At 68.3% G+C, this 18,980-nt stretch carries 16 protein-coding genes; all 16 read right to left on the bottom strand.

Annotated elements, in window-relative coordinates:
* Nucleotides 1-47: 47 nt before the first annotated feature.
* The 16 genes from ftsZ to AC1D29_RS06380 all read right to left on the bottom strand — a co-directional run bounded on the left by ftsZ (nucleotide 48) and on the right by AC1D29_RS06380 (nucleotide 18,548).
* Nucleotides 48-1,292 (bottom strand): cell division protein FtsZ, encoded by a 1,245-nt coding sequence (gene ftsZ, locus AC1D29_RS06455; RefSeq protein ID WP_477895353.1) that lies wholly within the window; start codon nucleotides 1,290-1,292, stop codon nucleotides 48-50.
* Nucleotides 1,293-1,375: 83 nt separating this feature from the next.
* Nucleotides 1,376-2,605 carry a cell division protein FtsA gene (gene ftsA / locus AC1D29_RS06450; protein ID WP_057296799.1) on the bottom strand — a complete coding sequence of 410 codons (1,230 nt, stop codon included), beginning with the start codon at nucleotides 2,603-2,605 and terminating at the stop codon, nucleotides 1,376-1,378.
* Between the two features lie 8 nt (nucleotides 2,606-2,613).
* Entirely contained in the window at nucleotides 2,614-3,441 is an 828-nt protein-coding gene (locus tag AC1D29_RS06445) for a cell division protein FtsQ/DivIB (RefSeq protein ID WP_477895351.1), read from the bottom strand.
* Nucleotides 3,438-4,409, bottom strand: coding sequence for a D-alanine--D-alanine ligase (locus AC1D29_RS06440; RefSeq protein ID WP_477895349.1), 972 nt, complete (start codon nucleotides 4,407-4,409; stop codon nucleotides 3,438-3,440). Before AC1D29_RS06440 ends, AC1D29_RS06445 begins: the two co-directional genes overlap by 4 nt.
* Nucleotides 4,406-5,794, bottom strand: coding sequence for a UDP-N-acetylmuramate--L-alanine ligase (gene murC / locus AC1D29_RS06435; protein ID WP_477895347.1), 1,389 nt, complete (start codon nucleotides 5,792-5,794; stop codon nucleotides 4,406-4,408). Before murC ends, AC1D29_RS06440 begins: the two co-directional genes overlap by 4 nt.
* On the bottom strand, nucleotides 5,791-6,867 hold the full coding sequence (murG, locus tag AC1D29_RS06430; RefSeq protein ID WP_477895345.1) for an undecaprenyldiphospho-muramoylpentapeptide beta-N-acetylglucosaminyltransferase: 1,077 nt from the start codon (nucleotides 6,865-6,867) through the stop codon (nucleotides 5,791-5,793). The genes murC and murG overlap by 4 nt, the downstream gene beginning before the upstream one ends.
* Nucleotides 6,864-8,123, bottom strand: a complete 1,260-nt coding sequence (ftsW, locus tag AC1D29_RS06425; protein ID WP_477895343.1) for a putative lipid II flippase FtsW — start codon at nucleotides 8,121-8,123, stop codon at nucleotides 6,864-6,866. The genes murG and ftsW overlap by 4 nt, the downstream gene beginning before the upstream one ends.
* Nucleotides 8,120-9,823: a UDP-N-acetylmuramoyl-L-alanine--D-glutamate ligase gene (gene murD / locus AC1D29_RS06420; protein WP_477895341.1), complete on the bottom strand. Its 1,704-nt coding sequence runs from the start codon at nucleotides 9,821-9,823 to the stop codon at nucleotides 8,120-8,122. Before murD ends, ftsW begins: the two co-directional genes overlap by 4 nt.
* Before the next feature lie 4 nt (nucleotides 9,824-9,827).
* Nucleotides 9,828-11,006: a phospho-N-acetylmuramoyl-pentapeptide-transferase gene (gene mraY / locus AC1D29_RS06415; RefSeq protein ID WP_477895339.1), complete on the bottom strand. Its 1,179-nt coding sequence runs from the start codon at nucleotides 11,004-11,006 to the stop codon at nucleotides 9,828-9,830.
* On the bottom strand, nucleotides 10,996-12,378 hold the full coding sequence (locus AC1D29_RS06410) for a UDP-N-acetylmuramoyl-tripeptide--D-alanyl-D-alanine ligase (RefSeq protein WP_477895337.1): 1,383 nt from the start codon (nucleotides 12,376-12,378) through the stop codon (nucleotides 10,996-10,998). The genes mraY and AC1D29_RS06410 overlap by 11 nt, the downstream gene beginning before the upstream one ends.
* A 5-nt stretch (nucleotides 12,379-12,383) precedes the next feature.
* Nucleotides 12,384-13,850, bottom strand: a complete 1,467-nt coding sequence (locus AC1D29_RS06405; protein ID WP_477895335.1) for a UDP-N-acetylmuramoyl-L-alanyl-D-glutamate--2,6-diaminopimelate ligase — start codon at nucleotides 13,848-13,850, stop codon at nucleotides 12,384-12,386.
* Complete coding sequence (locus AC1D29_RS06400) at nucleotides 13,850-15,634, bottom strand: peptidoglycan D,D-transpeptidase FtsI family protein (protein WP_477895333.1); 1,785 nt, start codon at nucleotides 15,632-15,634, stop codon at nucleotides 13,850-13,852. The genes AC1D29_RS06405 and AC1D29_RS06400 overlap by 1 nt, the downstream gene beginning before the upstream one ends.
* Nucleotides 15,631-15,894 carry a cell division protein FtsL gene (ftsL, locus tag AC1D29_RS06395; protein ID WP_477895331.1) on the bottom strand — a complete coding sequence of 88 codons (264 nt, stop codon included), beginning with the start codon at nucleotides 15,892-15,894 and terminating at the stop codon, nucleotides 15,631-15,633. Before ftsL ends, AC1D29_RS06400 begins: the two co-directional genes overlap by 4 nt.
* Before the next feature lies 1 nt (nucleotide 15,895).
* Nucleotides 15,896-16,846 (bottom strand): 16S rRNA (cytosine(1402)-N(4))-methyltransferase RsmH, encoded by a 951-nt coding sequence (gene rsmH, locus AC1D29_RS06390; RefSeq protein ID WP_477895329.1) that lies wholly within the window; start codon nucleotides 16,844-16,846, stop codon nucleotides 15,896-15,898.
* 11 nt (nucleotides 16,847-16,857) lie between these two features.
* Nucleotides 16,858-17,289, bottom strand: a complete 432-nt coding sequence (mraZ, locus tag AC1D29_RS06385) for a division/cell wall cluster transcriptional repressor MraZ (protein ID WP_477896185.1) — start codon at nucleotides 17,287-17,289, stop codon at nucleotides 16,858-16,860.
* A gap of 611 nt (nucleotides 17,290-17,900) precedes the next feature.
* Complete coding sequence (locus tag AC1D29_RS06380; RefSeq protein ID WP_477895328.1) at nucleotides 17,901-18,548, bottom strand: hypothetical protein; 648 nt, start codon at nucleotides 18,546-18,548, stop codon at nucleotides 17,901-17,903.
* Nucleotides 18,549-18,980: the final 432 nt, after the last annotated feature.

Genomic DNA, 18,980 nt, shown 5'->3' with positions numbered 1-18,980 from the left:
GGACAAGTCCTCGCGGGCTTGTCCTCCGGCGCGCGATCCGCGCGGCTTCAGTCGGCTTGCTTGCGCAGGAAGGCCGGGATCTCGATCTCGTCCATGCCGTTGGACGACAGCGCCTCGACCTTGGCGGCCGCACTGCCCGAACGGCCATGGCGCCAGACGCTGGGCACGTTGGCGTTGGCAAAGTCGCCCAGGCCCAGGCCCACATTGGCCTGTGCAGCGGTGGCGGGCGCCGACATCGCGACGGCTTGCGTCAGCACCGGCATGGCCATGCCGTCGGTGCCGTTGCGCACCACCTGCTGGGTCTGCACGACTTGCAGCGGCGCCTGCTGGCGGGCGCGGCCGGCAGTCAGGCCGGTGGCGATGACGGTCACGCGCAGCGAATCACCCAGGCTCTCGTCGTAGGCGGTGCCGTAGATGATGTGCGCTTCTTCCGACGCGTAGCGCTTGATCGCGTTCATCGCGTTGCGCGACTCGCTCAGCTTGAAGTTGGCGCGGCTCGCGGCGATCAGCACCAGCACACCCCGCGCGCCGGACAGGTCGATGCCTTCCAGCAGCGGGCAGGCCACGGCGGCTTCGGCCGCCTTGGTGGCGCGGTCCGGGCCGCCGGCCTGCGCCGTGCCCATCATGGCCTTGCCAGGCTCGCTCATCACCGTCTTGACGTCTTCGAAGTCGACGTTGACCAGGCCGGGGATGTGGATGATGTCCGAAATGCCGCCAACGGCGTTCTTCAGCACGTCATTGGCGTGCGCGAAGGCCTGGTCCTGCGTGACGTCGTCACCCAGCACGTCGAGCAGCTTGTCGTTCAACACGACGATCAGCGAGTCGACATTGGCTTCCAGCTCGGCCAGGCCGGCGTCGGCCGCCTTGGCCCGGCGGCCGCCTTCGAATTCGAAGGGTTTGGTGACGACGCCAACGGTCAGGATGCCCATTTCCTTGGCCACCCGAGCAATCACCGGCGCGGCACCCGTGCCGGTACCGCCGCCCATGCCGGCGGTGATGAACAACATATTGGCGCCGGCAATGGATTCGCGAATGCGGCTTTCCGCTTCTTCAGCAGCCGAGCGACCCATTTCGGGTTTGGCACCGGCGCCGAGACCGGAGGTGCCGAGTTGCAGCAATTGATCCGCCTTGGAGCGGTTCAGCGCCTGCGCGTCGGTATTGGCGCAGATGAATTCCACGCCTTGAACGCCCTGGGCGATCATGTGGTCCACGGCGTTGCCGCCGCCACCACCGACCCCGATCACCTTGATTTGGGTGCCTTGGTCAAACTCTTCGATCATCTCGATGGGCATATCAACCTCCTAACTGCTGCAATTGTGCCTTGGCACTGAATGAATGACTAGTTGCTGAAACAAAAAAATCGTGGTTTAGGGGGTCAAAAATTCCCCATGAACCAATCTTTGACCCGGCCCAGCAGGGTTTGCACCGAGCCGGCCTGCTGTGCGGCCTTGAAACCCCGGCTGCGCGACAGCCGGGCCTCCTCCAGCAAGCCCATCACGGTGGCCGAGCGCGGATTGGCAACCATGTCGTAAAGAGCCCCCGAATAGGTGGGCAGGCCGCGCCGGACAGGTTTCAGGAAAATATCCTCGGCGAGTTCCACCATGCCCGGCATGACGGCCGAGCCGCCAGTCAGCACGATGCCGGAGGACAGCAATTCCTCATACCCGCTCTCGCGAATGACCTGGTGCACCAGCGAAAAGATTTCCTCGACGCGCGGCTCGATGACGCCGGCCAGCGCCTGCTTGGACAGCATCCTGGGGCTGCGGTCGCCCAGGCCTGGCACTTCCACCTGGTCGGACGGGTCGGCCAGCAGCTGCTTGGCGACGCCATATTCGACCTTGATTTCCTCGGCGTCCTTGGTGGGCGTGCGCAGCGCCATCGCGATATCGCTGGTGATCAGGTCGCCGGCGATCGGAATGACGGCGGTATGGCGGATGGAACCGCCCGTGAATATCGCCACGTCGGTCGTGCCGGCGCCGATATCCACCAGCGCCACCCCCAGGTCGCGCTCGTCCGCGGTCAGCGCGGCATGGCTGGAGGCGCTGGGATTCAAAACCAGCTGGTCGACCTCCAGGCCGCAGCGGCGCACGCATTTGACGATGTTTTCTGCCGCACTTTGCGCGCCGGTCACGATATGGACCTTGACTTCCAGCCGGCCGCCGCTCATGCCGATGGGCTCTTTGACCTCATGGCCGTCGATGACAAATTCCTGCGGCTCGACCAGCAACAGGCGCTGGTCGTTGGGGATATTGATGGCCTTGGCGGTTTCAACGACGCGGGTCACATCGACCGGCGTGACCTCCTTGTCGCGCACGATGACCATGCCAGTGGAGTTCTGGCCGCGGATATGGCTGCCGGTGATCCCCGTATAAACCCGGGAGATTTTGCAGTCGGCCATCATTTCGGCCTCTTTCAAGGCCTGCTGAATGGACTGCACGGTCGCGTCGATATTGACGACGACACCACGCTTCAGGCCATGCGACGGCGCCACACCCAGGCCGGCAATGCGCAAATCTCCCCCCGGCAAAACCTCGGCCACGACGGCCATGATCTTGGCGGTTCCAATATCCAGCCCGACGACCAAATCCTTGTATTCCTTGGCCATGTCCGTCCTCAACGTTTTCTATTTACGGGTTTACCCGGAGTTTGTGTCGTCACGCCGCGCAGCTTGACCGCGTAGCCGTCGGCGTGGCGCAGGTCGGCCGACAGCAGCGGGCTGCGGTAGGTCGTCGTGACCTGCGTGATGGAATGGGTGAACCGGCCGAAGCGCTCGACGACCTCGGCCTCGCTGCCGCGGCCCAGTTCGACGACGGCGCCGCTGCCCAAGGTGGCACGCCACGAGCCGCGGCCGGACAGATCCAGGCGGTCGATGCTTTCGCCCAGCTTCTCGGCGGCGGGCGACAGCGACCGCCACATCTGCAGCATCGGACCCGCGGCCGCCGCGGGGCCGGCGAGCACGGGCAAGGTCTCGTCCTCGACGTCACCGAGGTTGGCCTGGAAGACTTCGCCGAAGCTGTTGACCAGTGCCCGCTCGGCCGTGGCCTCGGTGGCCGAGTCGGCGCCGTCGGTGCGAGCCTCCCAATACGCGGTGGCGCGGTGCTCCTCCAGATTGACCTTGAGCCGCATCGGCCAGATGCGCTGCAGCTGCGCGTGCCGCACCCAGGGCACGGCCTCGAAAGCGGCGCGGCCATCCTTCAGATTCATGCTGAGGAAGGAGCCGTGCAGGTGCGGCAGCGCATTGGCGCGCAGCGACGCAACGCTGTTGCGGCTGACATCCCCCTCGACCTGGATGGCGCGGAAGTTGAACACCGGCAGGCGCACCACCCAGCGGATCAGCCCCCAGGCCGCCGTCACCAGCAACGCCGCGACGAGCAGCGCCGATACCGCATTCATCAGGCGGATGTCGGGCGGCAGCGCGGCGGTGGCGGCAGCGGAATTCACTGGCTATCCAGCCTCGCTTGGGAAAGCAGCCACAGGCACAGATGCGGGTAATCGACGCCCACGGCCCGCGCGGCCTTGGGCACCAGCGAGTGCGAGGTCATGCCCGGGCAGGTGTTCATCTCTAGCAGGAAGGGCTTCATGTCGGACTGGCGCAGCATCAGATCGGCGCGGCCCCAGCCGCGGCAGCCCAGCAGCCGGTAGGCGTGCAGCACCAGTTGCTGGATCTCCGCCTCCAGCGCGGCGGGCAGCGAGCCGAACAGGTACTGCGTCGTGTCCGTCTCGTACTTGTTCGCGAAGTCGTAGTTGCCGGCCTCGGCGCGGATCTCGATGACCGGCAGCGCGACGGCACCCGCGCCTTCACCGAGCACGGCGCAGGTCAGCTCGGGGCCTTCGATGCACTGCTCGAACAGCAGTTCGTCGTCGAAGCCCAGCGCCAGTTCGACCGCGCCCTGCATCTCCGAGTAGCCGGCCGCCTTGGTGATGCCGATGCTGCTGCCCTCGTGCGGCGGCTTGACGACGACCGGCAGGCCCAGCTCGTCGGGAATCGTGCGGATGCGCTCGCGCGTCAGCTCGGCGCGCGTGAGTGCCAGGTATTGCGGTGTCGGCAGCGCATCGACAGACCACAGCCGCTTGGTCATGGTCTTGTCCATCGCGACGCCGGAGGCCGTCACGCCGGAGCCGGTGTAGGGCAGGCCCAGCCATTCGAGCGCGCCCTGGATCGTGCCGTCCTCGCCGCCGCGGCCATGCAGCGCGATGAAGGCGCGCGCGAAGCCCTCGTCCTTGAGCGCCTGCAGCGGCCGCTCGGCGGGGTCGAAGGCATGGGCGTCGACGCCGATGGACTGCAGCGCGGCGAGCACGCCGTTGCCGCTCATCAGCGACACCGGCCGCTCGGCACTGGTGCCGCCGAACAGCACAGCGACCTTGCCAAGCGACTTGGCGTCAATGTTCAGGTCGATCGGCGTGTTCATGCCGAAGCTCCTTTGAAATGCGCGGCCACCAGCCGCGGCAGAGAACTCATCGAGCCCGCGCCCATGCCGATGACGACATCGCCGTCTCGCGTCAATGCAGCCAGCGCGGCCGGCATGTCGGCCACCGTGGCGACGAAGTTGGGCGTGGCGACGGCCTGCGCCAGCGCGCCGCCGGTGGCACCTTCGATGCGCGCCTCGCCGGCCGAATACACCTCGGTCAGCAGCACGACATCGGCACCACCCATCACACGCACGAAGTCGGCAAAGCAGTCCCGCGTGCGCGTGTAGCGGTGCGGCTGGAAAGCCAACACCAGGCGGCGGCCCGGGTAGGCGCCGCGCGCGGCCGCCAGAACCGCGGCCATCTCGACCGGGTGGTGGCCGTAGTCGTCGACCAGCTCGAACCGGCCGCCATCCGCCGCCGGCCATTCACCATGCTTCTCGAAGCGGCGGCCTACGCCGGAAAAGTTGGCCAGCGCCTTCAGAATGTCGGCTTCGGCGCAGTCCAGCTCGGTCGCGATCGCGATGGCGGCCAACGCGTTGCGCACATTGTGCTCACCGGCCAGGTTGAGCAGCACGTCCATGTCCTGCGCGCCCTCGCGCTGGCAGGTGAAGCGCATCTGCGCGCCGGCCAGCGCCTGCACGTCGACCGCGCGCACGCTGACGCCGGCCGACAGGCCGTAACTGACGACCGGTCGCTCGATGCGACCGAGCACGGCCTGCACGCCGGGGTCGTCCGCGCAGACCACCGCCGCGCCGTAGAAGGGCATGCGGTGCAGGAACTCGATGAAGGCCTCGTGCAGACGCTCGACCGAGTGGCCATAGGTGTCCATGTGGTCTTCGTCGATGTTGGTGACGACGGCCAGCACGGGGCTGAGCTTCAGGAAGGAGGCGTCACTCTCGTCCGCCTCGACGACGATGAACTCGCCCTGGCCCAGGCGCGAGTTGGCACCGGCGGCATTGAGCTTGCCACCGATGACGAAGGTCGGGTCCAGCCCGGCCTCGACGAGGATGGCCGTGACCAGCGAGGTCGTCGTCGTCTTGCCATGCGTGCCGGCGATGGCGATGCCGCGGCGCAGCCGCATCAGCTCGGCCAGCATGACGGCGCGCGGCACGATGGGGATCTGGCGGCCGCGCGCGGCCTGCACCTCGGGGTTGTCGGCGGCCACTGCCGTGCTCGTGACCAGCGCCTGGGCTTCGCCGATGTTGGGCGCCGCATGGCCGATCTCGACGCGCAGACCCAGGGCGCGCAGCCGCTCGGTCGTCGCGCTCTCAACGGCGTCCGAGCCACTGACCGTGAAGCCCAGGTTGTGCAGGATCTCGGCGATGCCGCTCATGCCGGCGCCGCCGATGCCGACGAAATGCAAACGCTGTACCGCGTGCTTCACTTGACCATTCCTTCGATTTCGTCGGCCACGCGCGCCGCGGCGCGCGGGCGGGCCAGCCCGTGGGCTTTCTCGCCCATCGCAAGCAAAGCCGCACGGTCAAAGCCGCTGAGCAACTCATGCAGGCGTTCCGGCGTCAGCTCCGTCTGCGGCAGGTGGATGGCTGCGCCGTGCTGGGCCATGAAGACGGCGTTGTCGCGTTGGTGCGAGGTGGTGCTGACGACCAGCGGCACCAGCACCGCCGCGCAGCCGGCCGCGCACAGCTCGCTGACCGTGATGGCGCCGGCGCGGCACACGACCACGTCGGCCCAGGCCAGCGCCGTGGCCATGTCGTCGATGAAGGGGCGCACCTCCGCCGTCAGGCCGGCGTCGGTATAGGCCTGCCAGACGGCGCCGAGGTGGTCCTGGCCCGACTGGTGCAGCACCTGCGGGCGCTGCTCCTCAGGCCACAGCGCCAGCGCCTGCGGCAGCGCCTGGTTCAGCGCCCGCGCGCCCAGCGAGCCGCCCAGCACCAGCAGGCGCAGCGGCCCGATGCGGTTGGCCATGCGCTCGGCCGGCAGCGGCAGTTCTTCGATCTCGGCGCGCACCGGGTTGCCGCTGACGACGGCACCGGACGTCGAAGCCGCCGCCGCACCGTCGAAGCCGAACGCAATCCGGCGCGCAAAAGGTTTCAACGCGAGGTTGCTCTTCAGCATCGCCGCGTCGGCATTGACCAGCATCAGCGGCCGGCCGGTGAAGGCGGCCATCAGCCCGCCGGGCAGGCAGACATAGCCGCCCATGCCCAGCACCGCGGTGGCGTGCCGTTGTTCATAGACGCGCTTGGCCTGGCCCAGCGACTTGAAGAAGCCGACGATGCCGCGCAGCGCGTGCTTCAGGCCCTTGCCGCGCATGCCGGTGAAGGGCAGCGCGTCCAGCTCAATGCCGCGCGCCGGCACCAGGCGGTTTTCCATGCCGGCCGGCGTGCCTATCCACGACACGGTCCAGCCGCGGCGCTGCATCTCCTCGGCAACGGCCAGGCCGGGAATGACGTGGCCGCCGGTGCCGGCGGCCATCACGACGAGGTGCCTGTTCGTCATGAACGGCCTCCTCTCATCATTTGCCGGTTTTCCAGATCGATGCGGAGCACGACCGCCAACGCCACACAGTTCATGAGGATGGCCGAGCCGCCGAAGCTCAGCAGCGGCAGCGTCAGCCCCTTGGTCGGCAGCGCACCCAGGTTCACGCCCATGTTGATGAAGGCCTGGCCGCCCATCCAGATGCCGATGCCTTGCGCGTACAGGCCCGCGAACACGCGGTCCAGCGCGATGGCCTGGCGGCCGATCAGGAAGCAGCGGCGGGTCAGCCAGAAGAACGCGAGGATCACCACGGCCACTCCCGCAAAGCCCAGCTCCTCGCCGATGACGGCGAGCAGGAAGTCGGTGTGCGCCTCGGGCAGGTAGTGCAGCTTCTCGACGCTGCCGCCCAGGCCCTGGCCGAACCACTCGCCGCGACCGAAGGCGATCAAGCTGTGCGTCAGTTGGTAGGCCTTGCCCTGCGCGTACTTCTCGTCCCAGGGGTTGAGGTAGGCGAAGATGCGCTCGCGGCGGAAGTCGCTGAGGCTGATCATCAGCACGAAGGCACCCATCAGTACCGCGACGATCAGGAAGAACATGCGGCCGTTGACGCCGCCCAGGAACAGGATGCCCATCGCGATGGCTGCGATGACCATGAAGGCGCCCATGTCCGGCTCGGCCAGCAGCAGCAGGCCCACGAAGGCCAGCGAGATCGCCATTGGCGTGACGGCCTGGAAGAAGTTCTCCCGGGCGTCCATCTTGCGCATCATGTAGTTGGCCGCGTACAGCGCGATGCCGAACTTCGCCAGCTCGCTCGGCTGGAAGTTCATGACGCCGAGCGGGATCCAGCGGCGCGCGCCGTAGACGACCTTGCCGATGCCCGGGATCAGCACGCCCACCAGCAGCACCAGCGCGACGACGAAGACCCAGGGCGCCCAGCGCTCCCAGACGGCGACGGGGATCTGCACGGTGACCAGGCCGGCAACCAGCGCAAAGCCGATGGCGACCATGTGGCGCGTCAGGAAATGCGTGGGCAAATACTTGGCGAAGCGCGGGTTGTCCGGCATCGCGATGGACGCCGAATAGACCATCAGCAGGCCGAAGGCCATCAGCGCCAGCACGACCCAGACGAGCGTGATGTCGAAACCCTGCAGCTGCGTGGGCCGGCCGGCCGACGTGGACACCCAGTCGCGCACCGGCACCGGACCGCCGGACTCGTCGCCGTCGCGCTTCCACAGCGATTGCAGCTTGGCGGCGAACCCGGTCAGCACGGCGTTCACAGCGTCACCCTGCGCTCATCGGCCAGCGCCTGCACCGCGGCCACGAAGACCTCGGCGCGGTGGGCGTAGTTGCGGAACATGTCCAGGCTGGCGCAGGCCGGGGACAGCAGCACGCTGTCGCCGGACTGGGCCTGCTGCAGGCACCAGGCGGTCGCGGCTTCCAGCGTCGCGTGGTGTTGCTGCGGCACGCTGGTGTTGGCGAGCGCGGCTGCTATCTGCGCCGCATCGCGGCCGATCAGCGCGACGGCGCGGGCGTGGCGGGCGACACCCTCGGCCAGCGGCGCGAAATCCTGGCCCTTGCCGTCGCCGCCCAGGATGAGCACCAGCTTGGCCGGCGCGCGGTCCGCGCCCAGGCCCGAGATCGCGGCGACCGTCGCGCCGACGTTGGTGCCCTTGCTGTCGTCGAAGAACTCGACGCCGTCGATGCTGCCGATGGGTTCCACGCGGTGCGGCTCGCCGCGGTACTCGCGCAGGCCGTGCAGCATGGGCGCCAGCTCGCAGCCGGCGGCGGTCGCGAGCGCCAGCGCCGCCAGCGCGTTGGCGGCGTTGTGGCGGCCGCGCACGCGCAGCGCGTCGGCAGGCATCAGGCGCTGGATGATCAGCGGTTCAGCGTCATCGCCCTTCTTGCGCTTGATCGTCGGGTCCAGCTCAAGGGCGCGCACCAGCCAGGTCAGGCCGCCCTCGTCGACCAGGCCGAAGTCTCCCGGCGCCTTGGGCGGGTTCAGGCCGAAGCGCACCACCTGGCGCGACACCGTGCGGCCTGGCTTGCCGCGGCTGCCCTTGACGAACACCGGCGCGGGCACCAGGCCTTCGACCTCGGCGTCGTCGCGGTTCGCGACGATGACGCTGTCGCGGCCAAAGATGCGCGCCTTGGCACGACCATAGGCGGCCATGTCGCCGTGCCAGTCGAGGTGGTCCTGCGTCAGGTTCAGCACGGCGCCAGCCGTGGGCTCGAAGCCGGTGACGCCTTCCAGCTGGAAGCTGGACAGCTCCAGCACCCAGACCTCGGGCAGCGTCTCGAACACCGGGCCGCGCGGCGGCGGCGGGTCGATGGGCAGCGGCGTTTCCTCGTCGAGCACTACCTCGGCCACCACCTCGGGCAGCGCCTCGGCTTCTTCGCGGGTCTCTTCGGCCGGCGCGTCTTCGATTTCGGCCGCAACGACCTCGGCCGGCTTCTCCACCGGCGCGGGATCGGGCTCCCTGGCGAGCGCCTCGGTCAGCGTGTCCAGCAGCGTCGGGCCGATGTTGCCGGCGATGGCCACGCGTTTGCCGGCCCGTTCGACCAGCAGGCCGGTCATGCAGGTCGTCGTCGTCTTGCCGTTGGTGCCGGTGATGGCCAGCACGGCGGGTGCATAGCCGTGCTGGGCCTTCGCCGCCGCGAGCGCGTCGGCGAACAGGTCCAGCTCGCCGCGCACGGCCGGGCCGCGGGCGTAGACGGCCGCGAGCCGCGCGTCCAGCGGCGACAGGCCGGGGCTCTTCAGCACCGCGTTGAAGTCGGCCACACCATCTGCCGTCAGCTCACCCGTGATGAACGTGGCCATGTCGCCCAGCGCCGCCAACTGCGGCGGCTGCGCGCGCGAATCCCACACGGTGACCTGCGCACCGAAGCTCGCGCACCAGCGGGCCATCGCGAGACCGGAGTCCCCGAGTCCCAGCACGAGCACGCGCTGTTCGTTGAGTTGCGGCAGGTCCAGCTTCATGCGTTTACCGCAGCTTCAGGCTGGCCAGGCCCACGAGGCACAGCAGCATGGTGATGATCCAGAAGCGGATGACCACCTGGGTCTCGTTCCAGCCGCTCTTCTCGAAGTGGTGGTGCAGCGGCGCCATCTTGAAGATGCGCCGGCCCGTGCCGAACTTCTTCTTCGTGAACTTGAACCAGCTGACCTGCAGCATCACGGAGAGCACTTCGGCCACGAAGATGCCGCCCATGATGCCCAGCAAGATCTCCTGGCGTGTGATGACGGCCAGCGTCCCCAGGCCACCGCCCAGCGACAGCGCGCCCACGTCGCCCATGAAGACCTGCGCCGGGTGGGCGTTGAACCACAGGAACGCCAGGCCCGCGCCGGCCATCGCGGCGCAGAAGATCAACAGCTCGCCGGCGCCCGGGATGTAGGGCAGCAGCAGGTAGCGCGAGAACACCGACGAGCCGGTCACGTAGGCAAACACGCCCAGCGCCGAGCCCACCATGACGACGGGCATGATGGCCAGGCCGTCCAGGCCGTCGGTGAAGTTGACCGCGTTGCTGGTGCCGACGATGACGAAGTAGGCCAGCGCGACGAAACCCCAGACGCCCAGCGGCATGCTGACGGTCTTGAAGAACGGGATCAGCAGGTCGGCCTTGGGCGGCAGCTCGGTCGAGAAGCCGCTGGACACCCAGCGGAAGAACAGCTGCACGACGCCCAGGAACGACGTCTCCGACACGCTGAAGGCGAGGTACAGCGCCGCGACCAGGCCGATCAGCGACTGCCAGAAGAACTTCTCGCGGCTGCGCATGCCTTCCGGGTTCTTGTCGACGACTTTGCGCCAGTCGTCCACCCAGCCCACGGCGCCGAAGCCCATGGTCACCAGCATGACGACCCAGACAAAGCGGTTGCTCCAGTCGAACCACAGCAGCGTCGACACGCCGATGCCGATAAGGACGAGCACGCCGCCCATGGTGGGCGTGCCGCTCTTGGCCAGATGCGCCTGCACGCCATAGGCGCGCACCGGTTGGCCGATCTTCATCTCGGTCAGGCGGCGTATGACCCAAGGGCCAAATGCCAAGCCGATCAAAAGCGCCGTCATCGCGGCCATCACCGCGCGGAAGGTGATGTACTGGAAGACGCGCAGAAAGCCCAGGTCCGGGTAGAGGCCCTGCAACCACTGGGCGAGGCTAAGCAGCATGCGGGTCTCCGGGGTTGTCGTTCTTCTGCAGTGCGGCGACCACTTGTTCCATCTTCATGAAGCGCGAGCCCTTGACCAGGGTCTGGGCCACGCGGGGTTGTTCGTTCAGCGCCGCGATCAGTGCGGCCGTGGTGTCGAAGGCGCGGGCCGTCGGGCCGTAGGCCGTGGCCGTGTCGCGCGCGGCGCTGCCGGCCGTCCACAGGTGGGCGATGCCGCGCTCGGCCGCATAGGCGCCCACCTCGCGGTGGAAGGCCGGGCCGTCGTTGCCGACCTCGCCCATGTCGCCCAGGATCAGCCAGCCGTCGCCGGGCATGCCGGCCAGCACGTCGATGGCTGCGCGCACGCTGTCGGGGTTGGCGTTGTAGCTGTCGTCGATGAGCGTGCGGCCCTGGGCGTCGGTCTTCAGCTCCGAGCGGCCCTTGACCGCGCGAAAGGCTTCCAGGCCCTGCGCGATTGAACTCAGCGGCGCACCCGCCGCCAGCGCGCAGGCCGCGGCGGCCAGCGCGTTGCGCACGTTGTGCTCGCCGGCCATGTGCAGCGCCACCGGCGCGGTGCCGGCGGGCGTGTGCAACTCCAGCGCCCAATGGCTGCCCATCCAGACGGCTGCGCCGGTCACGTCGGCCTCGCCCTGCAAGGCGAAGCTCAGATGCGGACGCGAGCCGGCCAGCTCCAGCCAGATCGGCGCGCAAGCATCCTCGGCGGGGAAGACGGCGCAGCCGCTGGCACCCAGGGCCTCGATCACGGCGCCGTTCTCGCGCGCGACGGCCTCGACGGTGGCCATGAACTCCTGGTGCTCGCGCTGGGCGTTGTTGACCAGCGCGACCGTCGGCTGCGTCATCGCGGCCAGCGGCGCGATCTCGCCGGGGTGGTTCATGCCCAGCTCGACGACGGCCGCGCGGTGGCTGACGTCGTCGTCATGGCGCAGGCGCAGCAGCGTCAGCGGCACGCCAATGTCGTTGTTGTAGTTGCCTTCCGTCGCGAGGGCCGCATCGCCCAACCAGGCGCGCAGGATGCTGGCGATCATCTGCGTCGTGGTGGTCTTGCCATTGCTGCCGGTGACGGCGATGACGGGCAGCTGCTGCTGGCGGCGCCAGGCAGCGGCGAGCTGACCCAGCGCAGCCTTGGCATCGGGCACCAGCAGGCCCGGCAGACCCGCCTCAAGCAGGCCGCGCTCGGCCAGCGCCGCGACGGCGCCCGAGACCTTGGCCTGTGCCAGGAAGTCGTTGGCATCGAAGCGCTCGCCGCGCAGCGCGACGAACAGGTCGCCGGCACGCAGGGTGCGCGTGTCGCTGTGCACGCGGGCAAAGCCGGTCGCACCGTCGCCGACCAGCGTCGAGCCGGGCAGCAGGGCCTGGGCTTGCGCCAAGCTCATGAAGCTCACAGACCCGCCCTTTCCAGCAGCGCCGCGCGCGCCTCGCCGACGTCGGAGAACGGCCGGCGCACGCCGTGCACTTCCTGGTAGTCCTCGTGGCCCTTGCCGGCGATCAGCACGAGGTCGCGCGAACCGGCCTGCGCGATGGCCAGGCGGATGGCTTCCTCGCGCGTCTCGATGATGCTGGCGCTGGGCGCACCGGCGGCGATGTCGGCCAGGATCTGCGCCGGCGCCTCGGTGCGCGGGTTGTCGCTGGTCAGCACGACGCGGGTCGCCAGCCGAGCGGCAATGCTGCCCATCAGCGGCCGCTTGCCGCGGTCGCGGTCGCCGCCGCAACCGAACACGCAGACCAGCTCGCCACCGCGCGCGGCCGCCAGCGTCTGCAGCGCGGACAGCGCCTTGTCCAGCGCGTCGGGCGTGTGCGCGTAGTCGACGACCACCTGCGGCAGCTCGCGGCCATTGCCGACGCGCTGCATGCGCCCCGGCACCGGGGTCACGCGGGCCAGCACGCGCGCTACGTCGGCCAGCGCGTGGCCTTGGGCGCGCAATGCGCCGGCGACGCCCAGCAGGTTGGCGGCGTTGTAGTCGCCGATGAGGCCGGTCTGCACGTCAACCGCCTCAGCACCTTCGTGCAGCGTGAAGGCCAGGCCATCGCCGGTGTAGTGCAGGCCGCGGGCCGCGAGCCGCACGTCGCTGCGCTCGACGCCGGTGGTCCAGACGTCCAGCGCCGCCAGCTCGGCGGCGAGCGCCGCACCCTTGGCGTCGTCGAGGTTGACGACCGCCGCACGCAGGCCGGGGAAGTCGAACAGCGCGCGCTTGGCCAGCCAGTAGGCGTCCATGCTGCCGTGGTAGTCGAGATGGTCCTGCGTGAAGTTGGTGAACACGGCGACGCGGATGGCGCTGCCGGCCAGGCGGCCCTCGACGATGCCGATGCTGGACGCCTCGATGGCGCAGGCCGAGAAGTCCTGGTCGCGCATGCGGGCGAAGGCCGCCTGCAGCAGCACCGGGTCGGGCGTGGTCAGGCCGTTGTAGTCCAGCTTGGGCGGCTCGCCGATGCCCAGCGTGCCGACGACGCCGCAGCGCTTGCCCAGGGCCGCCGAGGCCTGTGCGATCCACCAGGCGGACGAGGTCTTGCCGTTGGTGCCGGTGACGGCGATGACGTCCAGCGCGTCGGTGGGCTTGCCGAAGAACGCTGCGGCGATCTCGCCGGTGCGCGCCTTCAGGCCCGGCAGCGATGCGACGCGCGCGTCGGTGAAGCCGAAGCGCTCGACATCGGCCTCTTCGACCAGGCAGGTGGACGCACCGGCCGCCAGCGCGGCGGCGACGTACTCGCGGCCATCGCGCGCATAGCCGGGCCAGGCGATGAAGGCGTCGCCGGGCTGGACCTGGCGGCTGTCGGTGCGCAGCGTGCCGGTGCACCACTCGGCAAGCCAGCGGGCGGCGGCGTCGGGGGATTTGAGGCGGGTCAGCATCAGAAGCTTTCTTCCACGGCCGTGGCTTTTTGATTCGCGACGATCTGGCTCTTCACATCGAGGTCCGGCGGCACGCCCAGCAGGCGCAGCGTCTGCGCCGTGACCTGGCTGAACACCGGGCCGGCGACCTTGCCGCCGTAGTACACGCCGGCGGTCGGGTCATCGACCATGACGGCGACGACGATGCGCGGCTTGCTGATGGGTGCGATGCCGACGAACCAGGAGCGGTACTTGTGGCTGGCGTAGCCCTTGCCTTCCTGCTTGTGCGCGGTGCCGCTCTTGCCGCCGATGCTGTAGCCGGGCACCTGCGCATCGGGCGCCGTGCCGCCGGGGCCGGCGGCGGCCTGCAGCATCAGCCGCAACTCTCGCGTGACCTCGGGCGAGAACACGCGGATGCCCGCGACCGGGTGGTCGTGCTGCTGGCGCAGCATGCTGACGGGGATGATCTCGCCGTCGCGCGCGAACACCGTGTAGGCGCGCGCCAGCTGGAACAGCGACGCCGACAGGCCGTAGCCGTAGCTCATCGTCGCCTGCTCGATGGGCCGCCAGGTCTTGTAGGGCCGCAGCTTGCCGCTGATCGCACCGGGGAAGCTGATCTGCGGCCGCTGGCCCAGGCCGATGGCCGTGAACATCTCGTGCATCTCGCGCGCCGGCATCTGCATCGCGAGCTTGGTGGCGCCGATGTTGCTGGAGAACTTGATCACCTCGCGCACGGGGATCAGGCCGTGCGGCTTGGTGTCGCTGATGACCGCGCCCTGGAAGGCGTACTTGCCGTTACCGGTGTCCACCAGCGTGTCGGGCGTGCTGCGGCCGCTCTCCATGGACAGGCCGGCGATGAAGGGCTTCATCGTCGAGCCGGGCTCGAAGACGTCGGTGAGCGCGCGGTTGCGCAGTTGCTCGCCGGACAGGTTCTGGCGGTTGCCCGGGTCGTAGCTGGGAAAGTTGGCCAGCGCCAGCACCTCGCCGCTCTGCACATCCAGCACCACGACCGAGCCGGCCTTGGCCTTGTTCTCCGCCACCGCGTCGCGGATGCGCTGGTAGGCGAAGAACTGCACCTTGGAGTCCACCGACAGGTCGATGTCGTGGCCGTTGGCCGCCGGCACGATGTCGCCGATGTCCTCGACGACGCGGCCCAGGCGGTCGCGCAGCACGGAGCGCGAGCCGTCACGGCCCTGCAGCTCCTTCTGGAAGGCCAGCTCGATGCCTTCCTGGCCGCGGTCCTCCACGTTGGTGAAGCCCACCACATGCGCCGCCGCCTCGCCCTCGGGATATTTGCGGCGGTACTCGCGGTCCTGGAAGATGCCCTTCAGGCCCAGCGCCTTGACCTTGGCCGCCGTGTCGTCGTCGGACAGGCGCTTGAGCCAGACGAAACGCGCCTCCGGGTTGAGCTTGGCCTCCAGCTCCTTGTTCGACAGGCCCAGCGCCTTGGCCAGATCCCGGCGCTTGGCCGGGTCGGCGTCCACTTCCTTGGGGATGGCCCAGATCGACGGCACGGCCACGCTGGCCGCCAGCGTCTGGCCCGTGCGGTCGTTGATGCGGCCGCGGCTGGCCGGCAGCTCCAGCGTGTGCGCGTAACGTGCCTCGCCCTGCTTCTGGAAGAAGTCGGTGTTGAGCACCTGCACGTAGACCGCGCGCGCCAGCAGCCCGGCGAAGGCCAGGCCGACGAGCGCGACGAGGAAGCGCGAGCGCCACGGCGGCGTCTTGGACGCCAGCAGCGGGCTGGTGGAATAGCTGACGCCGCGGCCCGAGCCGAGGGCGCGCGCGCCGGCTTTCGGTTTGGTCACGGCGCCACTCCCGACGCCACGACGGCCGGCGAGATCAGCCGCATGCCCAGCCGCTCGCGCGCGACCTGCTCCACGCGCAGGTTCGTGGCCTGAGCATGCCGCTCGGCCTTGAGCCGCTCGGCGTCGGCCGCCAGGCGCTGGCCCTCGGCCTTGGCCTTGTCACGGGCCGCGAACAGGCGGCGCGACTCGTAGGCGCTGTGCACGAGGACGATGCCGCTGGCCAGCACGGCCAGGATGAGCAGCAGGTTGAGCTTCGCCATCTCAGCCCCTGGGCGGCGGCAGCGGCGCATCGGTGCGCTCGGCCACGCGAAGCACCGCCGAGCGCGAGCGCGGGTTGGCCCGCACCTCGGTCTCGCTGGGCTTCATGCGGCCCAGCGACACCAGCGCCAGCTCGGGCGGCGGCGCGAACGGCGCGCGGCGGTCGACCTCGGCCTTGCTGTGGGCGGCGATGAACTGCTTCACGCGCCGGTCCTCCAGCGAATGGAAGCTGATGACCGAGAGCCGCCCGCCGGGGGTCAGCAGATGCAGCGCCGCGCTCAGCCCCTGCTCAAGCTCTTCAAGCTCACCATTGACATGAATCCGAAGGGCTTGAAAGGTACGCGTGGCCGGGTCCTGGCCGGGCTCGCGGGTCTTGACCGTGCGAGCCAGGAGTTCGCGCAGCTCGTCGGTGCGCGTGAGGGGCGCACCGGCTTCTCGGCGAGCAACAACCGCCTTTGCAATCTGGCCAGCAAACCGTTCTTCGCCATAGTCTCGAATCACCCGTGCAATCTCGCGCTCCTCGCCGCGCGCAAGGAAATCGGCCGCGCTTTCGCCGCGGGTCGTGTCCATGCGCATGTCCAGCGGGCCGTCGAAACGAAAGCTGAAGCCACGCGCCGGGTTGTCGATCTGCGGGCTGGACACACCCAGGTCCAGCAGCACCCCATCGACCTGGTGCACGCCGATGGCGGCGAGCTGGTCCGTCATGTCGGCGAAGGCGCTGTGCAGCATGGTGAAGCGCGGGTCGGTGATGGCCGCCGCCGCGGCAACGGCCTCGGGATCGCGGTCGATGCCGATCAGCCGGCCTTGCGGTCCCAGCCGCGCCAGCAACGCGCGCGAATGGCCACCGCGGCCGAAGGTGCCGTCCACGTAGACGCCGTCCGGGCGCGCGAGCACACCATCCACCGCCTCGTCCAGCAGCACGGTGGTGTGGCGGAACTCGGCGTTGTCATCCATCTCGGCGCCCATCAGAAGCTGAAGTCCTTGAGCGCGTCCGGTAGCGGCCCGGCCATGACTTCGGCCTCGTGGGCGGCATGGGTTTCGGCGTCCCAGAGCTCGAAGTGGCTGCCCATGCCCAGCAGCATCACATCGCTCTTCAGCCCGGCGCTCTTGCGCAGCTCGGGCGAGATCAGCACGCGCGCGGCGGAGTCGATGTCCACATCCAGCGCGTTGCCCAGGAAGACCCGCTTCCATCCGGCCGCGGCCATCGGCAGCGCGGCGACCTTGTCGCGGAACTGCTCCCACGTCGGCCGCGGGAACAGCATCAGGCAGCCATCGGGGTGCTTGGTGACCGTCAACCGGCCGCCACACAGCAGCTGCAACACCTCACGGTGGCGAGTAGGCACGCTCAGGCGGCCCTTGGCATCTAAGGCCAAGTTGGAGGCTCCCTGAAAGACGATTTCCGACACTTTTCACCACGAAAGGACACTTCTCCCCACTTTAAGCCCTGCAACCCCCGTGGTCAAGATTGCGCACAAGTTTTTGCAATGAAATCAAGCACTTAGCCATGACTGTGAAAATACCCAGCCCGCAAGAAAAATATCGTTCATAAATAAGGGCTTGCCAAGATATTGAGAAGTGAAGCTTGAGGTATATCCATTTTCGCTGTTGTTGTGCTGGACATCTGCTGGCGATGACAGCGAAAGTCGGATAGCGCGCGATGAACTTGGATAGCGAACCAAGAGTTGGATCGGGGAACTGCCTTCCGCGCTGCCCGACGCGCACTAAAAGCCGGATACAGCTTCCCCGCCCGGTTCCCGGGGTGCCCACGCGCCCAGCCATCTAGTCGGCGCAAAGCGGGTTACACGGTCGAACATGACCGATGAGGGTTGCTGCCTGAGTCATCGACGAGGTGCTCGACCGCGAAACCCGCAACATCGATGCACGGCTGGTCGGCTTCAGTGGCACAGGTGGTGGAGCTCTTCGTGGCAGTTCCTGCAGCGAGCTGCACTCCTCCGCGGCGCGCTTGGCGCCGCTCAACGTCAGCGGGAATCTCGGTTTGGTTCGAGCTTCACGATCGTCCCAATCGGCTCACTCCGAGCACTAGGTCTAGGAAAGAGCACACGCGCGTCGCCAGTTGGCGCTCCCGTTCCTCCATCGGAACCTTAGCGCGGCGCAATGCATCCATGTCGATAGCCAACTCCTGCAGGAAGTAGCCCGAGGCACGCTCGATCGCATCGCGCGCCAGGTCTGCCACCACCTTCGCGTCCGGCCTTGCAGCTTCGGCTTCGAGTTCACGTACGGTGTCCGCGTACCAGCGTTTGCGCAAGGTCAGCGACGGCTTGTCGTATCCGGTAGCGGGATGCAGAAGCAACTTCGAGTAGTACGCCACCTCGGACTTGAGGAAATTGATCCGATCCAGGACGTCCGCCTGCCGCGTGCCGTTCACCACATCGCCGACGTTGTTCTCGTATAAGCGCAGCGCCTCTTCAATGACCTCCGAGTCCGTCCTGGCGGCCAGCGCAGCTTCCTTCGTCAACACGCGCGCGCTCTTCAGAACGACCCGCGCCGGTTCGCTGAGATAAACGACGACCGGCGTGCGGCTGGGCTGATCAGCCATGGCACCGTCGGCATTGCGCATCTGGGCGTCCCAGCGCTGCCTCCGCTCTTTGGCCGTCATCTTGGCGTCTCCGATCGTCGGTCGCCCTCGCTTGGTCATGCGCGCTCCGTGACTTTCGTCCTATGAACTTAAATATTTTGCCTTCGGCGCGCCAAGGCGGGCTTCGCCGCATCGCCGGAATTAAGTTCTAGGAATTTAATAGAAAAGTGGTACCACTATCCAACATCGCGGGCATGCGCTGCCCTGCCTTTCAACTGTTGCCTTCCGACGCACACCTCGGCATGCCCGCGTGCAGGGGCGTGGACCGACCCAGCACACCAGCCGCAGACCGCAGCAGCCCATGGAGCGAGACGAAAAGGAAGCACTTGTGGCAGTGGGTCGACCACTGCCAACACGGTCTCGTCAAGGACAGTGCGCTGAGCGCGTCTGACGCCCAGCAGCCCGCACTCAGAGCAAGGAGGTGCCCCGGCCGCAGCGAACCGTGAGCGTCACGGTTCCAGAACCTCAACCACCCTCTCCAGGTTCTCGCCG

This window comes from Roseateles sp. P1_C6 (assembly GCF_056406315.1).
The sequence above is the reverse complement of the archived record's forward strand: the minus strand, read 5'-3'. Positions and strand labels throughout refer to the sequence as shown.

Excerpts from the sequence above, each read along its gene's own strand:
- ftsZ (WP_477895353.1), bottom strand. The coding sequence starts at position 1,292 with ATGCCCATCGAGATGATCGAAGAGTTTGACCAAGGCACCCAAATCAAG.
- mraY (WP_477895339.1), bottom strand. The coding sequence starts at position 11,006 with ATGCTGCTTAGCCTCGCCCAGTGGTTGCAGGGCCTCTACCCGGACCTG.
- AC1D29_RS06380 (WP_477895328.1), bottom strand. The coding sequence starts at position 18,548 with ATGACCAAGCGAGGGCGACCGACGATCGGAGACGCCAAGATGACGGCC.
- murG (WP_477895345.1), bottom strand. The coding sequence starts at position 6,867 with ATGACGAACAGGCACCTCGTCGTGATGGCCGCCGGCACCGGCGGCCAC.
- AC1D29_RS06410 (WP_477895337.1), bottom strand. The coding sequence starts at position 12,378 with ATGAGCTTGGCGCAAGCCCAGGCCCTGCTGCCCGGCTCGACGCTGGTC.
- rsmH (WP_477895329.1), bottom strand. The coding sequence starts at position 16,846 with ATGGATGACAACGCCGAGTTCCGCCACACCACCGTGCTGCTGGACGAG.
- ftsL (WP_477895331.1), bottom strand. The coding sequence starts at position 15,894 with ATGGCGAAGCTCAACCTGCTGCTCATCCTGGCCGTGCTGGCCAGCGGC.
- murD (WP_477895341.1), bottom strand. The coding sequence starts at position 9,823 with ATGAAGCTGGACCTGCCGCAACTCAACGAACAGCGCGTGCTCGTGCTG.
- AC1D29_RS06440 (WP_477895349.1), bottom strand. The coding sequence starts at position 4,409 with ATGAACACGCCGATCGACCTGAACATTGACGCCAAGTCGCTTGGCAAG.
- ftsA (WP_057296799.1), bottom strand. The coding sequence starts at position 2,605 with ATGGCCAAGGAATACAAGGATTTGGTCGTCGGGCTGGATATTGGAACC.
- AC1D29_RS06405 (WP_477895335.1), bottom strand. The coding sequence starts at position 13,850 with ATGCTGACCCGCCTCAAATCCCCCGACGCCGCCGCCCGCTGGCTTGCC.